Origin of the sequence: Rhodococcus sp. 05-339-2, assembly GCF_002258965.1 — a bacterium.
Lineage (GTDB): Bacteria > Actinomycetota > Actinomycetes > Mycobacteriales > Mycobacteriaceae > Rhodococcoides.
On record NZ_NOYW01000016.1, the window covers coordinates 636,015 to 659,795 of the forward strand.

21 protein-coding genes and 1 pseudogene are annotated in these 23,781 nt (G+C 66.5%); 11 read left to right on the forward strand and 11 right to left on the reverse strand.

Features of this window, described 5'->3' with window-relative positions:
- Position 1 precedes the first annotated feature (1 nt).
- The 3 genes from CH273_RS16750 to CH273_RS16760 are packed head-to-tail and all read left to right on the forward strand — an operon-like array spanning position 2 to position 3,769.
- Positions 2 to 658: a potassium-transporting ATPase subunit C gene (locus CH273_RS16750; protein WP_032396873.1), complete on the forward strand. Its 657-nt coding sequence runs from the start codon at positions 2 to 4 to the stop codon at positions 656 to 658.
- On the forward strand, positions 642 to 3,095 hold the full coding sequence (locus tag CH273_RS16755; RefSeq protein ID WP_052049927.1) for a sensor histidine kinase: 2,454 nt from the start codon (positions 642 to 644) through the stop codon (positions 3,093 to 3,095). Before CH273_RS16750 ends, CH273_RS16755 begins: the two co-directional genes overlap by 17 nt.
- Positions 3,092 to 3,769 (forward strand): response regulator, encoded by a 678-nt coding sequence (locus CH273_RS16760; protein ID WP_032396871.1) that lies wholly within the window; start codon positions 3,092 to 3,094, stop codon positions 3,767 to 3,769. The genes CH273_RS16755 and CH273_RS16760 overlap by 4 nt, the downstream gene beginning before the upstream one ends.
- A gap of 19 nt (positions 3,770 to 3,788) precedes the next feature.
- On the opposite strand, the gene ggt is transcribed toward CH273_RS16760, so the two are convergent.
- Complete coding sequence (ggt, locus tag CH273_RS16765; protein WP_032396870.1) at positions 3,789 to 5,720, reverse strand: gamma-glutamyltransferase; 1,932 nt, start codon at positions 5,718 to 5,720, stop codon at positions 3,789 to 3,791.
- A gap of 21 nt (positions 5,721 to 5,741) precedes the next feature.
- Positions 5,742 to 7,973: a putative bifunctional diguanylate cyclase/phosphodiesterase gene (locus CH273_RS16770; RefSeq protein ID WP_032396869.1), complete on the reverse strand. Its 2,232-nt coding sequence runs from the start codon at positions 7,971 to 7,973 to the stop codon at positions 5,742 to 5,744.
- A gap of 126 nt (positions 7,974 to 8,099) precedes the next feature.
- On the opposite strand from CH273_RS16770, the pseudogene CH273_RS16775 reads away from it, so the two are divergent.
- Positions 8,100 to 8,543, forward strand: a pseudogene (locus tag CH273_RS16775) (Clp protease N-terminal domain-containing protein); the annotation flags it as partial.
- 72 nt (positions 8,544 to 8,615) lie between these two features.
- Here CH273_RS16775 and CH273_RS16780 read toward each other — a convergent pair.
- On the reverse strand, positions 8,616 to 9,590 hold the full coding sequence (locus CH273_RS16780) for an NAD(P)/FAD-dependent oxidoreductase (RefSeq protein WP_032396868.1): 975 nt from the start codon (positions 9,588 to 9,590) through the stop codon (positions 8,616 to 8,618).
- Between the two features lie 237 nt (positions 9,591 to 9,827).
- Here CH273_RS16780 and CH273_RS16785 point away from each other — a divergent pair, with 237 nt between their 5' ends.
- Positions 9,828 to 10,070 carry a hypothetical protein gene (locus CH273_RS16785; protein ID WP_052049922.1) on the forward strand — a complete coding sequence of 81 codons (243 nt, stop codon included), beginning with the start codon at positions 9,828 to 9,830 and terminating at the stop codon, positions 10,068 to 10,070.
- Here the strand turns inward: CH273_RS16785 and CH273_RS27755 are convergent.
- Positions 10,067 to 10,234: a hypothetical protein gene (locus tag CH273_RS27755; RefSeq protein ID WP_176459194.1), complete on the reverse strand. Its 168-nt coding sequence runs from the start codon at positions 10,232 to 10,234 to the stop codon at positions 10,067 to 10,069. The genes CH273_RS16785 and CH273_RS27755 overlap by 4 nt on opposite strands.
- A gap of 253 nt (positions 10,235 to 10,487) precedes the next feature.
- On the opposite strand from CH273_RS27755, the gene CH273_RS16790 reads away from it, so the two are divergent.
- Positions 10,488 to 11,399: an SGNH/GDSL hydrolase family protein gene (locus CH273_RS16790; RefSeq protein ID WP_230596944.1), complete on the forward strand. Its 912-nt coding sequence runs from the start codon at positions 10,488 to 10,490 to the stop codon at positions 11,397 to 11,399.
- 60 nt (positions 11,400 to 11,459) lie between these two features.
- Entirely contained in the window at positions 11,460 to 12,101 is a 642-nt protein-coding gene (locus tag CH273_RS16795) for a LysE family translocator (protein ID WP_032396867.1), read from the forward strand.
- Here CH273_RS16795 and atzF read toward each other — a convergent pair.
- Genes atzF through CH273_RS16820 form a run of 5 tightly spaced genes read right to left on the reverse strand, consistent with a single transcriptional unit; the run spans position 12,026 to position 18,753 of the window.
- A complete protein-coding gene (gene atzF / locus CH273_RS16800; RefSeq protein ID WP_052049921.1) occupies positions 12,026 to 13,786 on the reverse strand; it encodes an allophanate hydrolase in 1,761 nt (586 codons plus the stop codon). The two genes, CH273_RS16795 and atzF, sit on opposite strands and share 76 nt — an antisense overlap.
- The gene (locus CH273_RS16805; protein WP_032396866.1) at positions 13,776 to 15,788 is read right to left on the reverse strand and encodes a 5-oxoprolinase/urea amidolyase family protein; all 2,013 of its coding nucleotides are present in this window, start codon (positions 15,786 to 15,788) and stop codon (positions 13,776 to 13,778) included. The genes atzF and CH273_RS16805 overlap by 11 nt, the downstream gene beginning before the upstream one ends.
- Positions 15,785 to 16,429, reverse strand: coding sequence for an urea amidolyase associated protein UAAP2 (locus CH273_RS16810; RefSeq protein WP_032396865.1), 645 nt, complete (start codon positions 16,427 to 16,429; stop codon positions 15,785 to 15,787). Before CH273_RS16810 ends, CH273_RS16805 begins: the two co-directional genes overlap by 4 nt.
- On the reverse strand, positions 16,411 to 17,199 hold the full coding sequence (locus tag CH273_RS16815; RefSeq protein ID WP_032396864.1) for an urea amidolyase associated protein UAAP1: 789 nt from the start codon (positions 17,197 to 17,199) through the stop codon (positions 16,411 to 16,413). The genes CH273_RS16810 and CH273_RS16815 overlap by 19 nt, the downstream gene beginning before the upstream one ends.
- 6 nt (positions 17,200 to 17,205) lie before the next feature.
- Positions 17,206 to 18,753, reverse strand: a complete 1,548-nt coding sequence (locus CH273_RS16820) for an amino acid permease (protein WP_032396863.1) — start codon at positions 18,751 to 18,753, stop codon at positions 17,206 to 17,208.
- Between the two features lie 187 nt (positions 18,754 to 18,940).
- Between CH273_RS16820 and CH273_RS16825 the strand changes: the two genes are divergently transcribed.
- From CH273_RS16825 to CH273_RS16840, 4 genes are read left to right on the forward strand one after another with little or no spacing between them, the layout of a single operon-like run.
- Positions 18,941 to 19,642: a TetR/AcrR family transcriptional regulator gene (locus CH273_RS16825; RefSeq protein WP_032396862.1), complete on the forward strand. Its 702-nt coding sequence runs from the start codon at positions 18,941 to 18,943 to the stop codon at positions 19,640 to 19,642.
- Positions 19,639 to 20,304 carry an SDR family NAD(P)-dependent oxidoreductase gene (locus tag CH273_RS16830; protein ID WP_032396861.1) on the forward strand — a complete coding sequence of 222 codons (666 nt, stop codon included), beginning with the start codon at positions 19,639 to 19,641 and terminating at the stop codon, positions 20,302 to 20,304. The genes CH273_RS16825 and CH273_RS16830 overlap by 4 nt, the downstream gene beginning before the upstream one ends.
- Positions 20,305 to 20,314: 10 nt before the next feature.
- Positions 20,315 to 20,758: a cupin domain-containing protein gene (locus CH273_RS16835; protein WP_032396860.1), complete on the forward strand. Its 444-nt coding sequence runs from the start codon at positions 20,315 to 20,317 to the stop codon at positions 20,756 to 20,758.
- Complete coding sequence (locus tag CH273_RS16840; RefSeq protein ID WP_032396859.1) at positions 20,751 to 21,575, forward strand: spermidine synthase; 825 nt, start codon at positions 20,751 to 20,753, stop codon at positions 21,573 to 21,575. The genes CH273_RS16835 and CH273_RS16840 overlap by 8 nt, the downstream gene beginning before the upstream one ends.
- On the opposite strand, the gene CH273_RS16845 is transcribed toward CH273_RS16840, so the two are convergent.
- On the reverse strand, positions 21,572 to 22,348 hold the full coding sequence (locus tag CH273_RS16845) for an IclR family transcriptional regulator (protein WP_045197588.1): 777 nt from the start codon (positions 22,346 to 22,348) through the stop codon (positions 21,572 to 21,574). The genes CH273_RS16840 and CH273_RS16845 overlap by 4 nt on opposite strands.
- A gap of 31 nt (positions 22,349 to 22,379) precedes the next feature.
- Positions 22,380 to 23,780 (reverse strand): nucleobase:cation symporter-2 family protein, encoded by a 1,401-nt coding sequence (locus CH273_RS16850; RefSeq protein WP_082322591.1) that lies wholly within the window; start codon positions 23,778 to 23,780, stop codon positions 22,380 to 22,382.
- Between the last annotated feature and the right edge of the window lies 1 nt (position 23,781).

Consider the following 23,781-nt stretch of genomic DNA (forward strand, 5'->3'; position numbering starts at 1 on the left):
CATGCGCTTCGTACAGGGATTTCTCCGCCAGGTCGTGGCAGGCTTCGCAGTGCTGCTGGCATTGACCGTCATTCTCGGCATCGGCTACCCGGCCGTGGTCTGGGGCATCAGCCGCATCGGCACCGACTCCGCCGAGGGTTCGCCGCTGCGCGACGCCGAGGGCTGCGTCGTCGGAAGCTCGCTGATCGGCGTCGATCCGCAGGTCGCTCCGGGAGAGCCGGATCCGTACTTCCACACCCGCGTCACCGGGTCGGTGTCGGACGACGACCCGTTCGCCCCCGGGGATCCCGCGGCTGCGCTGCCGACCAACCAGGGACCGTCCAGCGAGGTCCTGGCGTCGTTCGTCGAGCAACGCCGCGCCGCCATCGCCGACCGCGAGAACGTCGACCCGTCGGCGGTACCGCCCGACGCCGTCACCGGTTCCGGCTCGGGTATCGATCCCGACATCAGTCCCGCGTATGCGGCCATCCAGGTCGCGCGCGTGGCGCAGGTCAACGGAGCGTCGGTGACCGATGTCGAGGCTCTGGTCGCCGAGTACACCCACGGACCGCAGTACGGTGTACTCGGTGCCGAAGCGGTGAACGTTCCGGAGTTGAACCTGGCACTACGGGACACATACCGGCCGGGTGAGGAGACAGGCTGTGGCGGACAGGGGTGAGCTGCGGATCTACCTCGGCGCGGCACCCGGCGTCGGCAAGACCTACGCCATGCTCGGCGAGGCGCACCGACTGCGGAGCCGTGGTTGCGACGTCGTGGCCGCGGTGGTCGAGACCCACGGCCGGGCGCGGACGATAGACGCACTCGACGGCATCGAAGTGCTGCCGATGGCGACCGTCCACTATCGCGGGTCCTCGGCGCAGGAACTGGACCTCGACGCCGTCCTGGCCCGACAGCCGCAGGTGGTGCTCGTCGACGAACTGGCGCATACCAACACGCCGGGGAGTGTGCACGGCAAGCGGTGGCAGGACGTCGAGGTACTGCTCGACGCGGGCATCGACGTCATCTCCACCCTCAACGTGCAGCACCTCGAATCGCTCAACGACGTGGTGCAGCAGATCACCGGAGTGCCGCAACGGGAGACGGTGCCCGACAGCGTCGTTCGAGCCGCCGACGAGGTCGAGTTGGTCGACATCACCCCCGAGGCGCTACGCAGCAGGTTGCGACACGGCAACGTCTACGCTGCCGAGAAGGTCGACGCCGCACTGAGCAACTACTTCCGCGGTGGCAACCTCACCGCCCTGCGAGAGCTCGCACTGCTGTGGATCGCCGATCAGGTCGACGCGGCACTGGTGAAGTACCGCAAGGACAATCGCATCACCGACACGTGGGAGGCACGCGAGCGCGTGGTGGTGGCAGTGACCGGAGGACCGGAATCGGAAACGCTGCTCCGCCGGGCGAGTCGGATCGCCTCGAAGTCCAGTGCGGAGCTGATGGTGCTGCACATCGTCCGCGGTGACGGGCTGATGGGTGTGTCGGCACCGCAGATGGGTTCGGTGCGCAAGCTCGCCGCCGGCCTCGGGGCCAGCGTCCACAGCGTCGTCGGCGACGACGTGCCGTCGACCCTGCTCGACTTCGCACGCGGCGTCAACGCAACCCAGCTGGTGATCGGCACCTCGAGACGGTCACGTGCCGCCCGAATCCTGGACGAGGGCATCGGCGCGGCAGTGGTGCAGAACTCGGGAAAGATCGACGTGCACATGGTCACTCACGCCGAGCAGGCCCGGCGATGGGGGGTGCAGGTCGACTCGGGACGGCGCCGCATTCTGGCGTGGGTCGCCGCTGTTCTGGTGCCCTGCCTGGCCGCGGCAGTGCTCAGCACGGTCGGTCCGGACTTCGACTCGAGCGGTGAGAGCGCTCTGTTCTTCATGGTGGTGCTGTGCGTCGCACTGCTGGGAGGGGTTGCGCCGGCGGCATTGTCGGCGCTGATCGCGGGCTTTCTGCTCAACTACTTCTTCACCACCCCCCGATACAGCCTCACCATCGCCGAGCCCGACAACTTCGTTGTCACCGTCGTGCTGCTCCTCGTCGCCGTCGCCGTCGCTGCGCTCGTCGACGCGGCAGCCCGACGCACGCGTCAGGCACGGCGGGCGACCCAGGAAGCCGAACTGTTGACGCTGTTCGCCGGATCGGTGCTGCGCGGAGCCGACCTGACCGCCCTGCTCGAACGCGCCCGCGAAACGTATCGCCAGAGCGGAGTGGCTCTGTGGGACAACCAGTCCGGGTCCATCGTCGGTAGCGCAGGTGCGCAGGCTCCCGTCGATCGTGCCGGGGCCGACACCGAGGTCGACGCGGGCGACTTCACGTTGTTGCTCGTCGGCGAACGCACACACGCGCACGATCGGCGGGTACTCGCGGCAGTGGCCAACCAGGCCGCCGGCATGGTTCGGCAGGGCCGTCTCGCCGAGGAGGCCAGCCGAGCCAACGCTCTCGCCGAGGCCGACGCGTTGCGTCGAGCATTGCTCTCGGCCGTCAGCCACGATCTGCGGACACCACTGTCGGCGGTCAAGGCGGCATCCTCGTCTCTGCGCAGCACCGACGTTCAGTTCTCGCCCGAGGACACCGACGAATTGCTCGCGACCATCGACGAATCGGCCGATCAGTTGACCGCTCTGGTGAGCAATCTGCTCGATTCCTCGCGGCTGCAGGCAGGCGTCGTGCAGCCGAGCCTGCGTCCGGTGTTCGTCGACGACGTGCTCGGTGGCGCACTGGTCGGAGCGGACGACCGAGTGCGCGTCGAGGTGGGCGATGTGGAGGTACTGGCCGACCCGGGCCTGCTCGAACGGGTGCTCGCGAATCTGGTGAACAACAGTGCCCGCTACGCCCCCGTCGGCGACATCACCGTCAGTGCCGCCGCACACGGTGAGTGGGCCAGTATCTCCGTCGCCGACCACGGACCCGGCATCGCCGAGGGTGCCGAGGACACGATGTTCGACGCGTTCCAACGTCTCGGTGATCGGGACAACTCGGTGGGCGTCGGGCTCGGATTGTCGGTGGTGCGGGGATTCGTGCGTGCGATGGGCGGTACCGTCACGGCATCGAACACCATCGGCGGCGGGCTGACGATGACGGTCGAGTTGAAGGCGGCGGGCAGGTGAAGGTGCGGGTGCTCGTCGTCGACGACGAGCCGCAGATCGTGCGGGCGTTGCGGATCAATCTCAACGTGCGTGGGTTCGAGGTGGTCAGCGCGGCGAGCGGCGGTGAGGCGCTGCGGGTGGCCGCGAACTTCCACCCGGACATCGTGATTCTCGACCTCGGACTGCCCGACATCGACGGAATCGACGTGATCGCCGGGCTGCGCGGCTGGAGCGACGTACCGATCCTGGTGCTCTCGGCGCGCACCGATTCCGCCGATACCGTCGAAGCGCTCGACGCCGGCGCCGACGACTTCGTCACCAAGCCCTTCGGCATGGACGAGCTGCTGGCCCGATTGCGCGCAGCACTGCGCCGCGGACCGCACTCCGTCGCCGACCCCGTCGTCGTCACCGCGGACTTCACCGTCGATCTCGCTACGAAAACCGTTGTGCGAGATGGTGCGAACGTGCACCTGACCCGCACCGAGTGGGGTGTACTCGAACTGCTGGTACGCAACGAGGGCAAGCTGGTGTCGCAGAAGGACATTCTGCGCACCGTATGGGGACCCGGCCACGAGCGCGAAACGCACTATCTACGAATCTATCTCGGCCAACTGCGACAGAAACTCGAACGTGACCCGGCCTCCCCGGTGCACCTCATCACCGAAACCGGTATGGGTTACCGATTCGTGCCCTGAGCGCTACCCGAGGTCGCGGCTATCCGCCGAGTACCTCACCCTCGCGGCGGGGGTCGGCTCCACCGATCCAGCCACCGTCGGTTCGTTGTAGCGCGCTCAGTCCACTGGACTGGTCTGCGACCGACACCTGGTGGCCCATCTCGCGGAGCGCCGCGACCACGGGATCGTTCTCGCCCGAGACGTTCGGGTGTTCGCCGCCGTAATTGGTCGACGGTGTGTTGGCCGCACCGAAGTCGACCATCGACACCGCCTGCTGCGGATCCATGCCCCAATCGAGCAGTCCCACCAATGTTTTGACGACGAACTGGATGATCACCGAACCACCGGGAGAGCCGGCGACGAGTACAAGATCGCCGCGCGCACCGTCGTCGCCCCGGTCGAAGACCAGCGTCGGAGCCATCGAGCTGCGCGGACGCTTCCCCGGCTCGACGCGGTTGGCCACCGGCGTGCCGTCCTCGGCCACCGGTGATGCCGCGAAGTCGGTGAGCTGATTGTTCAGCAGGAAGCCGTCGACCATGTGGAACGAGCCGAAGGCCGACTCGACGGTCGTCGTCATCGAGGCCGCGTTGCCCTGGCTGTCGACGACGGAGATGTGGCTGGTGCCGTACTCGGGATCGGTGGACGAGGCGAACTGCACCGGGCCGAAGTCGCCGGGCTGCGCTGTGCCCATGGACCTGCCCTCGTCGATCAGTCCTGCTCGCTCGCTGAGGTATTCGGGATCGAGCAGTGCATCGGGCGACCCACCGGGCAGGGGAACGAAGTCAGGATCGGCGACGTACTTGTCACGATCGGCGTAGGCGAGGCGCTCGGCCTCGGCGATCAGGTGCACGCCCTCGGCCGTCGGGGTTCCGCCGTTGGCGTCCATCCCCGTCGGCGCGTACTGCGCCAGATCGAAGTTCGACAGAATGCCCATCGTCGACGCCACCGCGATACCGCCCGAAGACGGGCCGGGCATCCCGCAGATGTCGTGATCGCGGTACTCGGTACACACGGCCGTGCGGGTCTTGGGCTCGTACGCGGCGAGATCCTCCAGCGTGATCTGTCCGGGGGTACGGCCTGCGGTGGTGTCGGCGGTCGCATCGACGATGGCCTGCGCGATGTCACCGGTGTAGAAGGCGTCGGCACCGCCGGTTGCGATGGCGGAGAGCGTCTTCGACATCGCCGGGTTGTTCAGAACCGTCCCGGCCGGCTTGCCGGTGCCGTCCGGCTGCAGGAAGTACTCCTTGGACGCGGGATCGAGGGCGAGCTTCGGTGCCGAGTCGGCAATGGAGGACGCCATGCGCGGGCTGATCTCGATTCCGTTGTCGGCGAGACCGATTGCGGGCTGGAACAGGTCGCCCCACTGCTTGGTCCCGTGATCGTCGTGGGCCTGCTCGAGCATGCGCAGCACTCCAGGAACGCCGATCGACCGCCCGCTGGAACGGGCATCGGGTTGCGGCAGAGTGCGATTGACGTCGTCGATGTACCGCAGATAGTCCCCGGTGGCACTCATCGGAGCGGTCTCGCGGCCGTCGTAGCTCTGTACTTCACCGGTGGCCGCGTCGTAGTACATCAGGAAGGCTCCGCCGCCGATGCCGGAGGACTGCGGCTCGACGAGGCCGAGCACGGTCTGCGCAACGATCAGGGCGTCGGCCGCGGTGCCGCCGTCGCGCAGAACCGCACACGCGGCCTCGGTGGAGACCGGGTTGGCCGTCGAGACGGAGTACGAAGGCGTCTCCACCGGGCTCATGTTCGATCGATACCCGGTCGCCACTTCGGGATTGGTGGAGATGTCGCCCGAACTCGCGCTCGGCGTCGAGTTCACAGGCGTACCTCCACTGGCACCGAGGACACAGCTGTTCTCGGCCGCGGAGTCGGGATCGGTGCTCTCGCCGCTACTGCACGCGGCGAGCGGCACCAGCAGCAGGGCACAGGCAAGGACAGTCGAGCGGTGCACTCCTATTGCAGACACCGCCCGACGCTAACATCCGGATCACCTGCCGGGACGGGTCTCGGCGGATTCGAGAAGCCAGTGTGCGACGGGTGCAGGTCTACCGAACAGAAAGCCCTGCGCGAAGCGGCATTCGAGAGCCTCGATGATCGCAGCCTGCTCCTCGGTCTCGACGCCCTCGGCCACCGTGGCCACCGGCAGCGCCGACGCCATGGCGACGATGGCGCGAATCAGCTGAGTGTCCGATTCCGAACTGCCGATCTCGTGAACGAAGGACTTGTCGATCTTCAGCAGCGCGATCGGCATCGCGCGCAGCCTGCTCAGCGAGGAGTAGCCGATACCGAAGTCGTCGAGAACGATGAGCACACCCATCGCGGCGAGTCGGTCGAGAACGCTCTTCGCCGTGCCCATGTCGTCGATCAGGACGCTCTCGGTGATCTCGAGTGCCAGATCTGCTCCGTGGAGGCCGTACGTGTCGAGCAGTCGGGCGACGATGACCGGCAACGAATCGTCTCGAAGCTGCAGCGGGGAGACGTTCACCGACATGGTGACTTTCTGCCCGTTGGAACGCAGTGTCACCAGATCGGATATCGAGGTGCGCAGCACCCATTCGCCGATCTCCTTGATGAGATTGGTCGATTCGGCGATCGGGATGAACTCGTTGGGGGTGCGCACTCGCCCCTGCCAGTTCCAGCGCACGAGTGCCTCGTAGACGACGGTGGTGCGCGAGGTGGTCTCGATGATCGGCTGGTAGTACACCTCGAGCTCGCCGCGTCTGATCGCGCCGCGCAATGCTGTGGCGGTCTCGATCGCGGACGTCGCTCGCGCACGCAGCGACTCGTCGAAGAACGCGTACCGCGCCGCACCGAGCGATTTGGCGTGATACATCGCGGTGTCGGCCTCGCGGATGGCGTCGTGCAATCGGTCCGCGTCTGCGATTCCAACCGAGGCCGTGACGTATGCCGTCGCGGCGCTCAGGGGGAACGGCTCGTTCGTCCGATCGATGATGCGTCGGGCCAACGCTTCCGCTCCACCGCGATCGCGGCGGGTCAGCACGACGAACTCGTCACCGGCGTACCTGACCACGGTGTCGGTGGCACCGACTGCGGCGCGGATGCGTCCCGCTGCGGCGACGATGAGTTCGTCGCCGACGCGGTGGCCGTACGAGTCGTTGACCATCTTGAAGTTGTCGAGGTCGACGAACAGGACGCACGTGCGTCCCGGAGTCTGGGTGCGCTCGAGCCGGGTGAACTCCTCGTCGAGCATCGTGCGGTTCGGTAGGCCGGTCAACAGGTCGTGAGCGGCCAGGTATTTCGCGTGCTCCTCGCCGACCTGCACTCGGGTCAGCGCACGCTCGCCGCGTAGGAATGCGCCCACCAGGATCGATGCGAGCAACAGGGACCGGACGATCAGATCCCCGGTGGACACTGCCGAGCCCAGCAGCGGCACCGTGGCGCAGACGACCAGCAGCGTCACCACGAACACGACGCGGCGGCTGCTGTGCGCCGGTGCAGGAGTCTGCCGCTGCGAGACGGTGCGCATCGACGGATCGAGGGCGGCCATCGCCAGGGAGAGATACGCGAAGAGGTAGATGCCGTCGAGCAATCCCGAGGACGGAGCGTCGTCGGTGGTGGCCGCGAAGGCGTACGAGACGTCGCCGACCAGTGTCGCGACGAGTGCGATCAGGGCCCACTGCAGCGCAACGGTACGGGGCTTGGACGAGAACAGCAGGTAGGTGGTCAAGGTGATCAGCGCTGCGTCGATCGCCGGATACAAACCGTTGACCACCGTCGATGCCGATGAACGAGGAGATTCGAGGCCCGGGGAGATGAACAGCAACCACGACAGGAACAGGGTGCCGAGAAAGATCAGGCCGGCGTCGACGAGCGGAGTGATGTCGTCGATCGACTGACGATCTCGGATCCACCGCGAGAGTGCGTACCCGACGAGTGCGTACCCGGTCAGTGTGAACAGATCCGGCAGCAGCGGGAACGAATGACTCAGTGCGGTGGGATCGCTGCGCAGCGAGACCCCGAACATGAACAGCACCGAGGCGCCGAACAGTGCCCACCAACAGCGCGAGTCGTCGGGACGGTATCGACGGATCGCGGCGCTGATGGCCAGTACCGAACCGACGGCGACGGTCGCGAGGACACCGGCCCGCACTCCGGCGTCGCCGAGAACGAAGACGGTGCTCGCGACGACGACCACTGTCACCAGTCCGGCGATCCGTTTGGTGTGCATGGCGAAGGGCGCAGCGACCTTCGTGTTCATCGAAGGACCTACTTCCTTCTCGCGCGTGGCGTTCGCATGGCTGTTCGCGGCACCTTCATCGGTGAATATACGTCTTTGCGCAGCGTGTTCGGGTACGAAGTCGGACCTGGCGGGCGAAGAACTTCAACAGATGTTGTGCTTTCACCGGCCCTCGGCGAGGTCGCCGATCACCTGATCGGACATTTCGTCGACCGAGCGCGTCGCTCCGGGGCGTCCTGGACTGCCATCGGTGCGTCCATGGGGGTCAGCAAGCAGGCGGTGCAGAAGCGCTTCGTCGCCAAGGGGGGCGACGATCCCGCCGATCTCGATGCCAATCAGGGTTTCTCGCGCTTCACCCCGAGGGCTCGCAACGTGGTCGTCGGCGCGCAGAACGAGGCGCGGGCAGCCGCGAACGACCGAATCACGACCGGGCACCTGATTCTCGGCCTGCTCGGTGAACCCGAGGCAGTGGCCGTGAAACTGCTGGGCGCTCAGGGCCTCACGCCCGAACGGATCCGCACGGCAGTGGCTGCCACGCTACCGGAACCGGCGGATCCGCTGCCCGCCCTCATCCCGTTCGACGCGGGATCAGGACGCCACCCTCGCCGAGCTCGGAGTTCGCAAGCCGGCGATCGAGGAGGGCCTGGCGGCGGCCCTCGGTAGCTAGGAAGCGATGGCCTTCGCTCGTTCGACGGCCATGCGGACCTCTTCCTCGATCAGGTCACCGTTGATCGCGGCACCTGCCTTGACTCCGGCCGCGGACGCCGCCACCACGGTGTCCATCGGCGCGGCCACGTTGCCTGCAACCCACACCCCGGGCACCGATGTGGCACCGACGGGATCGGCCTCGACATACGCGCCGAGGACGTGGTCGTTCATGACCATCTCGGTCGTGCCGATCCCGAGCGACACCAGGATGTCTGCGCGGGAGGTGAAGTTGGGGCCCACGACCAGCGCGTCCAGCCGGATCTGCGTGCCGCTCGCGAGTGTCACTCCGACGATGGCGTCGTTGTCGACATCGACCCGAGCGATCTCCTCGTCGACCACCTCGATGCCACGGGCGGCAAGTCGCTCGAGATCTGCCTGCGCCAATTCCGTTGCCGTGTGCGCGAACACGGTGACGCGCTCGGTGAGCTGACGCCACATCTGGGCCTGGTGCCCGACCATGGCGCTGCCGATGATGCCGATCCTGCGATCGCGTACCTCCCAGCCATGGCAGTACGGGCAGTGCAACACGTCGCGCCCCCAGCGATCGGCCAGGCCGGGTATGTCGGGCAGGACATCGGTGAGACCGGTGGTGACCAGGAGGCGGCGGCCGCGGACGACGGAACCGTCGGCGAGACTCACCTCGAACCCGGTGTCGGTGCGATTCGCGGACGTCGCGATGCCCTCGACAATGCGTGCGCCGTAGTGCCGCGCCTCGTCTCGGCCGAGTCGAACCAGCTCGAGAGGCGACTCCCCGTCGCGGGTGAGGTAGTTGTGGGAATGCGCTGCCGGAGCGTTGCGGGGATCGCCCGCGTCGACGATGGCAACGGAGCGTCGGGAACGGCCGAGAGCCACGGCGGCGCTGAGTCCGGCGACTCCGCCGCCGATGATGATCGCGTCGACCGGAGTGTGTCGATCGGTGTCTGTAGTCATGTGGACAGTGTCCGACCGAGGCTGTCGGTTGGCAAGAAATATTGCCGTAGCAGCAAATGGTGAAAGCGAAAAATACCGCACGGCGTGAAAAATCGCCCGAACTCGGTACATCACCGGATTGTGATCGTGCCGACTGGCGTCGAGGCTGTGAGAGGTCGATATAAGCGCGGATGCACCGCTTGAACAGGGGGTTCGCTCGAGGTCTACTGGTCGGCAAGAATCGAGCCGGGGGGGCGTATGGGGCACTTCGAGATCGGAGAGACCGTGATCACGGTCCGCAATCTGGGCCACGTGCGGTGGCGCAGCGGAATTCCGAAGGGAACCGTGGGAATCGTCGTCGGCGTCGATTGGCTCGGCGATGCTCGCGTGAACTTCGCCGTCGACGAGTCGATGCGCACCCGAGGCGAGACGGTGGAACACATCGTTGCCGACGGCGACGTTCGCACGCTGCGGGCCGCTCCCCGCCGTCTGATCGGCTAGTTGCCTGCGGTTCGCTCGTCATCGGTCGCGGGACCGGTTTCGACGGCTCCGCCTTCGCTCGACCAATCGTTGTCCTCGGCCGCTGCGGCCGGATCGGACGTCACATCCGGTTTTGCCTCGGGGGCAGTGTCGGCGTTCTTCTGGTCGTCGTTCTGGGTAGTCATGATGTGTGGGTACCCGCGCGGCACCGAAACAATCGTCGGCCCCGCGCGGGCGAGCGTTCCGCTGGTCTCTACAGCCCGAAGGGCAGCGTTCCCGGTGCCAGCTCGAAGCCACTGCTACCAGCGGAAATGGAGCCGAAGCCGCTGAGGATCTGGTTGATGAACGCGGTGATCATGTAATTCCTCTGTTCGATGCGATGGACTGTATGTCCCGGACAACCCGGTCGAGATTACCGGCAGCTGTAGCGTCGAAGCTGTGAGGAGCCAGGGAATTCTCGTCGGTCTTGCTGTGTCGGCCTGCGTACTGGCGGGCTGCTCCTCCAATTCACCGGTATCGCAAGCGCCCGCTGGATCGTCGGAAGCATCCGCTGGGTCGTCCGATGCGGCGGTGCCGGTGAACTACGTCGCGTTGGGTGATTCGGCCGCGTCCGGCCCACGGATCCCCGACCAGGTCGGCGCACCGGGTTGTCAGCAGTCCGACGCCAACTATCCGCACGTGCTCGCCGAGGAATTGGCCGTGGGCTCCTTCGTCGACGTCACCTGCTCGGGTGCCGTCACCGAGAACATCGTCTCCACTCCGCAGGGAACCTCGAGCGGCGAGGTACCGGTGCAACTCGATGCACTGAGCCCGGACACCGATCTGGTGACCGTCACGATCGGCGGTAACGACATCGGGCTGGTCTCGACGGCCGTGCAGTGCCTGACGTTCGCGGACACCTCGGCCACCAACGTCTGCAGGGACCGCCTCACCGCAGGCGGCGTCGACATCGTGGCCGCGGCGATCGCGGACAGCGCACCGAGCTGGGGTGCGATGCTCGACGCGGTGGCCGAGCGTGCGCCCGATGCGCGGATTCTCGTGGTCGGCTACGGCACCTACCTGCCGGACGGCGGCTGCTTCCCCACCCAACCGATGCTCCCCGAGGACGCCGATTACATCCAGGGCAGCATCACCGCGATGAACGAGGCCCTGCGGACCCAGGCCGAAGAGCACGGTGCCGAGTTCGTCGACACCGAGGCGCTGAGTGTCGGCCACGATGTATGCGTGGCCCCCGATCAGCGGTACTTCGAGGGGGTCGTCCCGCAGAATCCTGCGGCACCGTTGCACCCGACGGCAGCCGGGATGGGAGCGATCGCCGACGGGGTGGCCACCCTCGTGCGTGCCGGATAGAGACCACGACACCGTAACTGGCTCTTCTCGGTCGGTACGTCGGCGTGAAGAGTTGTCCGCATGGTCTCGATTTCTGCTGTTGTCGGAGTGTTCGCCGTGGCTCTCGCGTTGGTTCTGACCCCGGGGCCCAACATGATCTACCTCGTCTCGCGGAGCATCTCGCAAGGGAAGCGGGCGGGACTGGTGTCGTTGGCAGGCGTCGCGCTCGGTTTCCTGGTCTATCTCACCGCCACCAATCTCGGCTTGGCAGCGGTCTTCTCGGCCGTGCCTGCGTTGTACACCGCGGTCAAGCTCGCCGGTGCCGCCTACCTCGCCTGGTTGGCTGTGCAGGCGCTGCGCGGTTCGGTGTCGGCCTTCGAACCGACCGAGCTGCAACAGGATTCGACCCGTCGGCTGTTCACGATGGGGTTGGTGACCAACCTGCTGAACCCGAAGATCGCGATCATGTACATCTCGGTCATCCCGCAGTTCGTCGATCCCGCGGCCGGACACCTTCTGCTGCAGGGATTCACGCTCGGTGGCGTACAGATCGCCGTGGCAGTCGCGGTCAATCTGGCGATCGTGGTGCTGGCCGGATCGATCGCTCAGTTCCTGGCCGTTCGCCCCACGTGGCTGAGGGTGCAGCGCTACGTCATGGGCACGGTGCTCGGACTGCTCGCCGTGCGCGTGGCGACCGACGGAGGCAGACCGGTCCCGGCTTGAGCCCTGTATGCGCGCCAGCCGCCGAATTCGGTGATGTCGGTGCCGTTCTCGGCTGCGTCGTGCGCGCAGCAGAATCCGGTGACCCAGCGACCGTCGGACAACTCGACCGGACCCAGACCCATCGGCGCGGGCAATCCCGCGAGGAACGTTCCGAGGGCGGCGGCCGACATGCGATACAACTCTCCCGAGATGGGAGCGCCGTGGCCCGCACGCCGCACGAGACCGGGCTTGGGCGGGGTGGTGTGCAGATCCACGAGTCGGTAGTCCGCCGTGGTCGTCACCTCGCCGATGAAGCGTGCACCGCGATCGGTCAGCTGGTGGTGCACGGGAAAGCCGCGCAGGTGCGCTCCGACGGCCAACACCTCGATACCGTCGTCGATCAGCGAGGGTGACGCGACGCCGCTCAGCTGTGCAGCGAGGTCGATCGCGATCTGATCCTCGAATGCCGGCACCACGACCATGACGCCGAACGGGTTGCCGTCGTGCGTCGAGGCTCCGGGAACGGCCACCGCGGCCATGTCGAGCAGATTGCAGAAGTTGGTGAACGTACCGAGGCGTCGGTTGATGCCGACCGGATCCGATTGCACCGCAGCGATGCTCGGATGCTCGGTGGTGGTGGGCAACAGCAGGCCGTCGAACCCGTTCAGGAGTGCGCGGGCCGCGGTCTCGGCTCCGGCGAGAGCGGCGAGATCGTCGACGTACCGGTGTGCGGACGGCGTTGCCGCCGAGCGAACGATCGCGGACACCGTGGGATCGGCACAGGCAGGCGCGGTGTCGAGGAACTCTCCGACGGCCGAATACCGCTGGGCAACAATCGCTCCGTCGTACAGCAGTGTTGCCGCGTCCAGCAGCGTCGAGATGTCGACCTCGGCGTGGGCAATACCCTTCTCGGCCAGGCCGGCCACCGTCGCCTCGAATGCCCGACGGTACGCCGGACTCAGCGACGTCAGATCCTCACCTCGTGGGACGGCGACGCGGGGCTGCGAGGACGCGGCGAGCCGTACGTCGGAAGGCCAGGCCCGGCTGCGTGGATCGGTGGCGGTGGGCCCGGTCATGACTTTCATCGCCGCAGTGGCACTGTCCAGATCGCGCGCGAGAACTGTGACGCAGTCGTAGTCGGCGCATGCGGGCACGACGCCGGTGTTCGGCACGATACCCAGTGAGCTCTTGATGCCCACCAGGCCGTGGAAGGCTGCGGGCACTCGACCCGATCCGGCTGTGTCGGTGCCGATTCCGATGTCCGCGATGCCCAGTGCCACCGCGACGGCGGAACCGGAGCTCGAGCCTCCCGAGATCAGTGTCGGATCCCAGTCGCAGCGGACCGCGCCGTAGGGGCTGCGGGTGCCGACCAGTCCGGTGGCGAACTGGTCCAGGTTGGTCTTGCCGAGCACCAGTGCGCCCTGGCTCGTCAGTCGCTCGACGGCGACGGCGGAAATGCCGGGTGTGTAGGCGAATTCGGGGCATGCTGCGGTGGTGGGCAGGCCGGCGACGTCGATGTTGTCCTTGACTGCGACGAGTACTCCGGCGAGCGGTAGATCCGCACCGGCCGCGACCGCCTCCTCGAGGGCGACGGCCTCGGCCAGCACGTCGTCCTCGTCACGCAAGGTGATCCACACCTCCGGCCGATCGACCTCGGCAATTCTCTTGTATGCCTGCAGAACTCGTTCTCGTACCTCAGGCTGCATCGGTCCTGCCCTTCGTCGTATCGAATTCGCCTGCTGCCGACCATGCGTCGCGTTCGGCACCGAAGGCGACGGCCTGCGTCGCGCGGAACTCGGCGATGGAGTCCGCGTTGGTGTCCAGGAAGTTCTCGTGCTCGGCGAGGGAGAACTCACCCTCGGTGATCTGCACTCCGCCGCCGCGGCCGGCCGCCAGATCTGCGCGCAGGTCCATCAGTTCCTCGGGTTCGACCGGGTACCAGGAGATTCGGTCGAAGAACCGGAGCAGCCACGGGGTGCCTTCCTCGAACGGTCCGCCGCTGTAGGCGGCGCTGTGGTTCCACACCTGCGTGGTTCGACCCACGAACTGGTATCCACCGGGACCCTCCATCCCGTAGATGCACAGGTACGCCCCACCGATGCCGACGGCGTTCTCCGGCGTCCACGTGCGCGCCGGGTTGTACTTGGTCGTCACCAGTCGGTGCCGCGGATCCAACGGTGTCGCCACCGGTGCGCCCAGGTACACGTCACCGAGACCGAGGACCATGTAGTCGGCGGCGAAGACGGTGTCGAACACCTCTGCCACCGAATCGAGTCCGTTCATCCGCCGGATGAACTCGATGTTCCAGGGGCACCACGGGGCGTCGGCGCGCACACCGTGCATGTAGCGCTGGATGGCCTCGCGGGTCGAGGGGTCGTCCCACGAGAGCGGCAGCCGAACCTGGCGGCTGGGGACCACGAGCTCCGAGGCCGCGGGTAGTTCGTCCTCGACCTCGGACAGCAGACCCATCAACGAATCGATGGACAGTACATCGGGATTCACCTTCACCTGCAACGAGCGGATCCCGGGAGTCAGGTCCACCAGGCCACGGGGCGCGAGGGCCTCGACGCGCTGATGGAGGGCGTGCACCCGGGCGCGCAGGGCCAGATCGAGTTTCATGTCGCCGTACTCGACGAGCACGTTGTCGTCGCCCGAGCGACGGTAGGTGACGCACGTATCGGCGTCGCGTCGAGCGATCACTCCGTCGTCGCCGTCGCCGCCTGCGGAGAACACCGCGGGCAGAGACGCGCGGCGAGCGAGACCGAGTGAACCCAGCGGCGCCGTGGACGCGGCCTTCACGGGCACGAATCGGATGGTGTCGCCCGGCCTCAGTTGACCGAGCTTCCAGCGTTCGGCGGCCACCACGGTGACGGGGCAGACGAAGCCGCCCAGGCTCGGACCGTCGGGTCCGAGCAGGATCGGGGTATCGCCGGTGAAGTCCAACGCCCCGACGCTGTAGGCGTTGTCGTGGATGTTCGACGGGTGCAGTCCGGCCTCGCCGCCGTCGGGCCGAGCCCACTGTGGCCTCGGTCCGATCAGTCGGACTCCGGTGCGATCGGAGTTGAAGTGCACCTCGTAGCGGGTGGCGTAGAGGGTGTCGATGTCCTCGCGGGTGAAGAACTCCGGTGCGCCGTGTGGGCCCTCGGTGACGGCGATGTCCCAGCTCGACGTCAGCACCGGCAGGTGTTCCATGGGAATCGGACCGAGAACGTCGGAGTTGTCGGAGCGGCCGGCCAGTGCGATGACGTCGCCCTCGCCGAGCACGCCGCCGCGATGTCCGCCGAACTTGCCGAGTGTGAACGTCGCTGCACTGCCCAGGTAGTCGTCGACATCGAAGCCGCCCTGGACGAGCACGTAGACCCGCAGACCCGCACCGGTGGTGGTGCCGACATCGAGGGTGGCCCCGGCGGGTACCAGGACCGGCTTCCACTGCGGGGCCGCGCTGCCGTCGATGCGCACCGGTACCGCGGCACCGGTGACGCAGACGTAGGTGTCGGCATCGAACGTCAATGCCGGCCCTGCCATGGTGGATTCGAGTCCAGGAGTGCCCTCGGGGTTGCCCAGGGCGACGTTGCCGAGCCGAAACGACAGGTCGTCCATCGGTCCCGACGGCGGTACGCCCACCTTCCAGTAGCCGACGCGGCCCGGCCAGTCCTGCACCGTGGTGAGCATTCCCGGCCGGTGGACTGTCATCTTGGTCGCGTTCATGCCCCCGCCGACTCTCGCGTCACGATCATTCGGACCGCAGTGGGGTCGAATCCGTTGCAGGGGTTGTTGATCTGTGGGCAATTGGAGACGAGCACGAGGGTATCGATCTCGGCACGCAGTGAGAGTTTCTTCCCGGGAGCCGAGAGACCGTCGACGATGCCGAGGGTCCCGTCGGCGTCGACGGGCACGTTCATGAAGAAGTTGATGTTGGGTGCCAGATCTCGCTTGCCGAGACCCCACTTGGATCCCTCGATCAGGAAGTTCTCGACGCAGGCGTGCTGGTGCTGAGTGTGGTGGCCGTAGCGCAGGGTGTTCGATTCCTTGGAACACGCCCCGCCGACGGTGTCGTGGTTGCCGACCTCGTCGTCCACGATCGTCATCAGCGGCGTCGAGTCATCGCTGCGCAGAACGGAACCGGTGGTGAGGAACAGGTTCTGTTGCGCGGAGACCGTCGCGGCGGCGGAGTATCGGATGGAACGATCGTGCGCGCCGTACAGCAGAGTGTCGACGGCTTGATTGCCGTACAGGTCGACGATCGTCAGGATGTCACCGGCTTCGACCACGGCGGACCACGGACCGAATGCGGGGGCGATCTCGTCTTTCACGATCACTGCACTGGTGGTCACTGTGCTGCCTTCCATGCGTCCTCGGTGTTCTGCACTGCGCGTAGGTATTCGGGTTCGGTGTTGTCGAGCGTGAGCAGTTCCTCGGGTGCCCGCCAGGCCAACACGTCGAGGGCGGTGGTGGGGAATTCGGACCTCGGGTCGAGTGGGTGAGCGGTGTTGGCGAGCAACACGATCACCGGCAGGTGGATCAGCAGATCCACCGACTTGCCCGCTCCTGCGGATCCGGTGCTGACCAGAGCGCCGTCGGCGGCGACGGTGACGCCGTGGAAGAACGACAGGGACGGCGCGACGTCCCGCGGTTCGAGTCCGTGCTTGGCCGCGGCGAGGGTGAACAGTTCTCGACCGGCCGGAGCCGACGAATGTGGTCCGCTGTCTCCATATTTGGCGACGTTGGTAGCGGTCGAGGTGGTGCCGCACAGTGCGTCGTGGCGGCCGGAGGTGTCGCCGACGACGGTGGCCAGAACACGGCCCTGGTCCGAGAGCAGGGGATGACCCGAGCTCAGATACGCCTGCCACGGCACCTTGACGGTGTCGGCGGTGTTGAGCCGTTCCCATGGTGCGTCGGCGCGGTACAGCAGCAGATTGGCGCAGGCGTCACCGTTCACGTCGACGAGGCGCAGCCGGGTTCCGCGTGCGAGCACCTTGGTGGTGTAGCTGCCGCCGGGGACCGATTCGGCCCAGGTGACTTCCGAGATGCCCTCCGGCGCAGTGGGTGCAGGCGCGACGGTGGCCTGGGAGCGTGCGTGTTCCTTGGCCGAGTGGGTGGTTGCGGTTGCCGTGCTCATGGTGATTCAGGCTCCGATCGTGACGGGCTTGGGGTGGGCCTTGCCGCGGGGCAGGCAGGCGATGCCCACGACGATCACGGCGAGGACGGTCAGTGGTGCGGCCCATCGCAGGATGGGTAATTCGCCGGTGGGGTCGAAGATCTCGGCGCGGGGCCACGACAGGTTGATCACCATCAGTCCGCCGTACAGGACCGCTGCGATGTTGACGGGCAGGCCGAGGCGGCCGAGGGTGAAGAGCTTCTCGCCGTCGCTGTCCTTCTGCACTCCGCCGTGCGGCCATCCCTTGAGCCGCTGGATCAGCAACGGGACGGTCACCATCATGTAGGCGAGGTAGATCAACACGATGCAGACGCTGGACAGCGTGGTGAAGATCGCGGAGTTGCCGACGTTGACGGCCAGGATCGCCACGCAGGCCACGCCGATCAGAACCGACGGTGCGATGGGGGTTCCGGTGCGCGAGTTGACCTTCGCCAGCGCTGCCGATGCGGGCAGTCGTCCGTCTCGGGCCATGGAGAACATCAGCCGTGATGCCGCGGTCTGGATGGCGAGGGTGCAGATGAACACGGCGATGGCGACGTCGATCAGCAGGACCTTGCCCCACGGTGAGGTGAGGATCGAGTCGATGACGTACGGAAGCCCCTGTGTCGCAAGCTGACCGTCGGTCAGGCTCGGTGCGGCCATCAGGGCGCCGACGATCATCAGGCCACCGCCCAGGGCCGAGGCGGACAGTGCAAGGCGGATGGTGCGGGGCGCAACGCGTCGGGGATTGCGGGTCTCCTCGGCCAGTTCGCCTGCCGAGCCGAAGCCGACCATGACATAGGCGGCCATCAGGCCCGAGACGATCCAGGCGCCGATGTAGCCGGGATCGGCTCCGGCACTTCCGGTATCGAACACCACCTGTGGTCCGCGTTCGGCGTGGGTGAAGAACACCAGGACCAGGGCGATGACTCCGACGATCTCACAGGTGACGCCGATGCTGTTGATCCGCGACATCCAGTTCACGCCGATGCAGTTGATGGTGGTGGTGAGCACCAGCAGAATCGATCCCAGCACAACGGCATTGGCGGCACCGCTCGGTGAGGTGAGTGCGGTGTCCTCGCCGATCAGCTGGAATCCGCCCCAGATGCTGGGAAGTACCACCTGCAGGGCGATGGCGGCGGCCGAGGCGGTGACGATCTGCGCGATGATCATGAACCAACCCGCGAACCACCCGACCAGCTCACCACCCATGCGCCGCGACCAGTGGTAGATCGCGCCCGAGATGGGATAGCGGGCAGCGAGTTCGGCGAAGTTCAGGGCCACCATGAACTGGCCGAGGAACACCAGCGGCCAGGTGAGGAAGAAGGCGGGGCCGCCGAAGCTGAAGCCGAGTCCGAAGAGCTGGAAGATGGTGGTCAGAATCGAGACGAACGAGAAGCCGGCCGCGAAGGACGCGTACTTGCCGAGGCTGCGATGGAGCTGCTGGTCGTAGCCCAGGGCGGCCAGGTCCGAATGATCCGAGGTGGCGGGTGATTCGGACCCCTGACCCGACGCGGGCAGTGTGGTCGAGCTCATGTGATCTCCTACGGGCGAGGTGGGTGGATGAGTGACCCCGCTGCATCGCCGAGGCGGGTTTTCTGTCAGTTGATAGTTTTCGGCACGGTCGTTCCCGGATCGTGTCCGTCGTGCAACAAGCTCGTTTCGTCTATTTCGATCAGATGACAGAAATCTCACCGTCATATCGACCTGACAAGATGCAGTCATGACCGGAGCAGGCAGGCCAAGGCTGAGTACGAAGAAGCGGCCCGGCGACACCGCTCGCGAGGAGATACTCGACGCCGCGGCCGAACTGTTCACCACTCGCGGCTTCACCAACACCTCGACTCGCGTCATCGCCGAGGCCGTCGGATTGCGTCAGGCCTCGCTCTACCACCACTTCGCGACCAAGGACGACATCCTCGACGCACTGCTCAGCGGAACGGTCGACGCACCGCTGGCCGTCGCGCAGCGCATCCGAGACTCACAGGCCCAGCCCGCGACCCAGATGTACGCACTCGCCTACTTCGACTCCGGCCAACTCGGTGCGTCCACCTGGAATCTCGGCGCGCTCTATCTGCTGCCCGAGCTGCGCAGCGAACGCTTCGAGACTTTCCGCGACCATCGCTACACGCTCATGGGCCTGTATGCGGCGATCGCGTCGGACACGCTCGATCAACTCGACGCCGAGCGCCGTCCGGGGACGGAGGACCTGCCGTTTCGACTGGTGGAGACCGTGGTGAACGCGCGGGCCGATCGTGAGAACGGCCGGAGCGACCCGACAGCCGATGCCGCCGGTATCGCCGCGGCCGCACTGCGTGTGCTCGGCTGGACCGGCGATGTCACGGCGCTGCACGAGAGCGCAGGGGCCCTGCTCGAGTCGGTCGTCGGAATAGTCGAGGATGGACTCGCCTTGCACAGGTCATGACTTCCATAGCAATTGTCGGAGCAGGTGCAGGTCTCGGAGCAGCGGTGGCGCGCAAGTTCGGCGCGCAGGGTTTCTCGGTCGGCCTCATCTCCCGAAACCAGGCCCGTGTCGACGCTCTGGCCGATCAGCTCGCCGCCGACGGTATCTCCGCGAAGGGCTTCGTCGCCGACGTGCGTGACCCGGCCTCGATCGCCGCAGCGCTCGAGCAGGTCACCGAAACGCTCGGGCCCATCGAGGTGCTGCAGTACAGCCCCCTTCCGCAGAAGGACTTCATGCGGCCGGTGCTCGAGACCACCCCGGCCGACATGGTCGGCCCGGTCGAGTTCTCGATCTACGGACCGATCGCCGCCGTCCACCAGGTGCTCCCGGGCATGCGGTTTCTCGGCGAGAACAAGGGCACGATCCTGTTCGTCAACGGCGGCTCCGCAGTCAAGCCGGGTCGCACCGTCACCGGCACGTCCATCGCGTTCGCCGGCCAGGCAGCCTACGCGCAGCTGCTCAACGAGGAGCTGGCCGAAGAGGGAATCCAGGTGTCGCAGTTGATCATCGGTGGTGCCATCGACGGCAGCGACCCGAGGAAGAGCCCCGAGGCTCTCGCCGAGCAGCTGTGGAGCCTGCACACCGGGCGCGACAAGTTCCGGGTTCAGATCGCTACGGATTAGGGTTGCGTCCATGACGTCGCTGCCTCACTGGGCTCTCGGCCTGGACCTCGCACCCCATCCCGAGGGTGGTTGGTTCCGCGAGACCTGGCGCAGCGAGGTCACCATCCCGCAGGAGTTCCTGCCCGACGGCTATCCCGGCCCGCGCGCGGCAGGCACGGCGATCCTGTTCCTGCTCATGCCCGGCCAGCAGTCGGCGTGGCACACCGTCCGCGGGACCGAGATGTGGCTGTATCACCGCGGTAGTCCGGTGCAGCTCGACCTCGGCGGCGCAGGGGACGAGCCGGGAACCGTGACTTCGCTGCTGGTCGCACCGGACGCGCCGCAGCAGATCGTGCCGCCCTCGGTGTGGCAGCGGGCGCGTCCGGTGGGCGACGAGCCGAGCTTGGTCAGCTGCACCGTCACTCCGGGATTCGATTTCGAGGACTTTCGGCTCGAGGGGCCTGCGAATGGGTAGGAAGCGCGCGTCGGCACCGGTCGGCTCGCTGCAACCCGGAGTGTTCGAGATCGATTCGGGCACCTGTGAACTGGTCCGCGACGCCTTCTCCGACGATGGCTGGGTCGTCAACGTCAACGACGTCCCCAGCTCGCACATCGACATGAACGACCCCACCGTGCTCGAATTCGAGTACATGCGCTGGATCTCCGGACTGGTTCGCGCGCAGTGGGATTCGACCTTCCCGCTACGAGCGCTGCACCTCGGGGGTGGGGCGTGCACACTGGCGCGTTCCTTCACCGCCGAATTCCCCGGTGCGCGTCAGGTGGTCGTGGAACTCGACGGCAAGCTCTCGGAGCTGGTACGCGAATGGTTCGACCTCCCGCGAGCACCGCTGCTCCGTATCCGCGTCGGTGAGGCGAGGGCGGTCACCGAGACGTTGAGCGAGGACAGTCGCGACCTGATCGTGCGAGATGTGTTCGCCGGGGCGGTCACTCCGGCCCCGCTGCTGACCGCCGAGTTCACCGCCCATGTTCGACGCGTCCTGGCGCCCGGCGGCATGTACGTCGTCAATTGCGGTGATCGACGCGATCTTTCGCTCGCGAAGCAGGAGGCGTCGACTCTTCGCAGTGTCTTTCCGCATCTGGCGATCGTCGCCGATCCGGCGATGCTCAAGGGCAGGCGCTACGGCAACATCATCATCGCGGGCAGCGATGTGCCGATCGGGGATTCCCCCTCGTTGGCTCGTGAACTGCTCGGCGGCGCGGTTCCGGCTCATGTGTGGCTGACCGAGCAGGTCGAGTCCTTCGCTCGCGATGCGAGAATTCTGAAAGATTAGGGTGCGGGGTTGTTGCCCGCGAGATCTTTCGCCAGTCGCTCGGCGGCCGAGATCAGCAGGGGTACGAACTGTTCGGCCGATTCGAGCGTCACTCGCGCGGTGGGTCCGGCGATGGACATCGCCGTCAGCGTGGGTGCACCGATCACCGGTACGGCGAAGCAGCGCACGCCCACTTCCTGCTCGCCGTCGTCGATCGCGTAGCCGCGTTGGCGGATCACCGCAAGATCTTCGAGTAACGCGTCCAACGTGGTGATGGTGTTGACGGTGCGGGGTGCCATACCGAGGCGGCCGACGATCGCGCGGACGGCGTCGTCGTCCAACTGCGCGAGGAGAGCTTTGCCGACGCCGGTGGAGTGCGGCAGCACCCGCTGTCCCACCTCGTTGAACATTCTCATGGCGTGTTCGGACGGCACCTGCGCGACGTAGACCGCCATATCGTCTTCGAGGAACGCCATGTTCGACGTCTCGTGCGTGATCCGGACCAGCTCGGCCAGGTACGGCTTGGCCCATCCGCCGATCAGTTTGGAGGCGCTGTCACCGAGCCGAATGAGCTTGGTGCCCAATGCGTATCGACGGGACGGCAGCCGCCTGACGTAGCCGAGCGAGACGAGGGTCCCGATCAGTCGATGCACGGTCGGCATCGGCAGATCGGTTCCCTCGGCGAGTTCGCTGATCCCGATGGATCCGCCCGAGGCGGCCATGATGTCGAGCAGCTCGAATGCGCGCTCCACGGACTGCACCCCGCCACCTGCCGCCACAGTCCCACCTCGCATGCTCGTAGCTTCCACCGATCTCGGTAGAACACTACTGGTGATGCCGCGTCGCCACCGGTGGAGCCGCGGTCACCACCGAGGGTGAGGCCTTCTGGCCGATCGTGACGACGTTGAAGGCGATGTTCAGCAGGACCGCGACGATGCTCGCGGCACTGATGCCCGAGTCGAGTACCACGTGGACCCAGTCGGGGAAGGCTGCGTAGAAGCCCGGCACCGCGATGGGGATGACGCCGAAGCCGATGGCGACGGCCACGATGACGAGGTTGAGATTGCCGTCGAACTCCACCTTGGACAGCGTCCTGATGCCGCTGGCGGCCACCGAGCCGAACAGCACGATGCCCGCGCCGCCGAGTACCGGCAACGGAACCGATGCGACGACCAGACCGAGGATGGGAAAGAGTCCGAGGAACAGCAGCACCGAGCCGCCGGCGGCGACGACGTAGCGACTCTTGATTCCGGTGACCGCCACCAGACCGACATTCTGGGCGAACGCACTGGCGGGGAATGTGCCGAAGACGGGAGCGATGGTGGTGGCCACCATGTCCGCACGCAACCCGTCGCCGACGCGTCGGGCATCGACGTCGGTGCCGACGATCTCGCCGACGGCCAGGATGTCCGCGGTGGTCTCGGTCATGATGACGAGGATGACGACCACCATCGACAGGATCGCCGCGATCTGGAAGGTCGGTGCTCCGAACGCGAACGGCTCGGGGAGGCTGAAGATGGCACCGTCACCGACACCGGAGAAGTCGGCCTTGCCGACCAGGACCGCGAACACCGTGCCGACGATGATGCCGATGAGGATCGACAGCCGGGACAGTGTGCCCTGCACCAGTCGGCTGACGAGCAGAACCACCACGAGGCTGAACGCCGCGAGACCGATGTTGGGCATCGAGCCCCAGTCGGTGGCCTGCTGATCACCGCCCATCGCCCACCGAACAGCAACGGGCAGTAGCGAGATACCGATGACGGTGATGATCGTGCCGGTCACCACCGGTGGGAAGAAGCGAACGATCTTGCTGAAGAACGGGGTGATGAGGATGCCGATGGCACCGGCGGCGATGATGGCTCCGAACACCGAGTTCAATCCGTCCGGCCCACTTGCGATGGCCACCATCGTCGACACCGAGGCGAACGAAATACCCTGCACCAGAGGGAGTTTTGCGCCGAAGTACGGCACTCCCAAGGTCTGCAGCAGGGTGGCCGCTCCGCTGACGAACAACGCGGCCGAGACCAACAGTGCGATCTCGGTGCCGGTCAACCCCGCTGCGCCGCCGACGATCAGAGGTGGTGCTATGACGCCGCCGTACATCGTCAGGATGTGCTGCAATCCGTAGAGATACGACCTACCGATCGACAATCGCTCGTCCTCGGGACGGGCGGGGTCGTGCGGTGCATGGGTCTTGGCCGCAGTGCGTTTCGTCAGCTTCATG

Excerpts from the sequence above, each read along its gene's own strand:
- CH273_RS16750 (WP_032396873.1), top strand. The coding sequence starts at position 2 with ATGCGCTTCGTACAGGGATTTCTCCGCCAGGTCGTGGCAGGCTTCGCA.
- CH273_RS16770 (WP_032396869.1), bottom strand. The coding sequence starts at position 7,973 with ATGAACACGAAGGTCGCTGCGCCCTTCGCCATGCACACCAAACGGATC.
- CH273_RS16780 (WP_032396868.1), bottom strand. The coding sequence starts at position 9,590 with ATGACTACAGACACCGATCGACACACTCCGGTCGACGCGATCATCATC.
- CH273_RS16785 (WP_052049922.1), top strand. The coding sequence starts at position 9,828 with ATGGGGCACTTCGAGATCGGAGAGACCGTGATCACGGTCCGCAATCTG.
- CH273_RS27755 (WP_176459194.1), bottom strand. The coding sequence starts at position 10,234 with ATGACTACCCAGAACGACGACCAGAAGAACGCCGACACTGCCCCCGAG.
- CH273_RS16795 (WP_032396867.1), top strand. The coding sequence starts at position 11,460 with ATGGTCTCGATTTCTGCTGTTGTCGGAGTGTTCGCCGTGGCTCTCGCG.
- atzF (WP_052049921.1), bottom strand. The coding sequence starts at position 13,786 with ATGCAGCCTGAGGTACGAGAACGAGTTCTGCAGGCATACAAGAGAATT.
- CH273_RS16805 (WP_032396866.1), bottom strand. The coding sequence starts at position 15,788 with ATGAACGCGACCAAGATGACAGTCCACCGGCCGGGAATGCTCACCACG.
- CH273_RS16810 (WP_032396865.1), bottom strand. The coding sequence starts at position 16,429 with ATGGAAGGCAGCACAGTGACCACCAGTGCAGTGATCGTGAAAGACGAG.
- CH273_RS16815 (WP_032396864.1), bottom strand. The coding sequence starts at position 17,199 with ATGAGCACGGCAACCGCAACCACCCACTCGGCCAAGGAACACGCACGC.
- CH273_RS16820 (WP_032396863.1), bottom strand. The coding sequence starts at position 18,753 with ATGAGCTCGACCACACTGCCCGCGTCGGGTCAGGGGTCCGAATCACCC.
- CH273_RS16825 (WP_032396862.1), top strand. The coding sequence starts at position 18,941 with ATGACCGGAGCAGGCAGGCCAAGGCTGAGTACGAAGAAGCGGCCCGGC.
- CH273_RS16830 (WP_032396861.1), top strand. The coding sequence starts at position 19,639 with ATGACTTCCATAGCAATTGTCGGAGCAGGTGCAGGTCTCGGAGCAGCG.
- CH273_RS16835 (WP_032396860.1), top strand. The coding sequence starts at position 20,315 with ATGACGTCGCTGCCTCACTGGGCTCTCGGCCTGGACCTCGCACCCCAT.
- CH273_RS16840 (WP_032396859.1), top strand. The coding sequence starts at position 20,751 with ATGGGTAGGAAGCGCGCGTCGGCACCGGTCGGCTCGCTGCAACCCGGA.
- CH273_RS16845 (WP_045197588.1), bottom strand. The coding sequence starts at position 22,348 with ATGCGAGGTGGGACTGTGGCGGCAGGTGGCGGGGTGCAGTCCGTGGAG.
- CH273_RS16850 (WP_082322591.1), bottom strand. The coding sequence starts at position 23,780 with ATGAAGCTGACGAAACGCACTGCGGCCAAGACCCATGCACCGCACGAC.